Below are 504 nucleotides of genomic sequence, written 5' to 3'. Positions count from 1 at the left end.
AGCCCTGCTCCACCGCTTTGTTCATGGCCATGCCCTGGACTTCGATCATGCCATAATTGGCTGCCGTCTGGCCCGCCATGCTCATCGCCATGGCCATCCGCGGATGGCCCATCTGGAAGCGCTGCATCCCTTTCTGCATCTTCTGCAGAACATCCAGCTGGTTCAGGTTGCTGCCTAGTCGCCTTGCTCCCGTTACCACTTTGCCCAGCGCGCCCGGCCCTATCGCCACTAAGCCTGACGCCACTTCCTTTGCCGTTTGCACAAGCGATCCGGCTTTGCCTGACACTTTCTGTGCCGCGCTCGCCAGCTTGCCCAGCTTGGCGGCATTCCGTCCGATCTTCGCTCCGCTTGCCACCCAGCCTGCGAACGGGACCGCTGCGGCCACGGACAATCCGGCTCCTACATAGTCCCCTCGGGCGAGCGAAATCCCTGCATTCGCCAGACTCGCTACGGTTCCAACACCCGGAATACAGCTGGCTACGTCCAGCACGACCTGCGTCACAT

General features: G+C 61.7%; 1 pseudogene. It reads right to left on the bottom strand.

What is annotated here, in order from left to right:
- Positions 1–504: pseudogene (locus CHH67_RS26420) on the bottom strand (hypothetical protein); the annotation flags it as partial.

Source organism: Paenibacillus campinasensis (assembly GCF_002272015.1).
In the GTDB taxonomy this organism is placed as follows: Bacteria; Bacillota; Bacilli; order Paenibacillales; family Paenibacillaceae; genus Paenibacillus_AQ; species Paenibacillus_AQ campinasensis.
The sequence above is the reverse complement of the archived record's forward strand: the minus strand, read 5'-3'. Positions and strand labels throughout refer to the sequence as shown.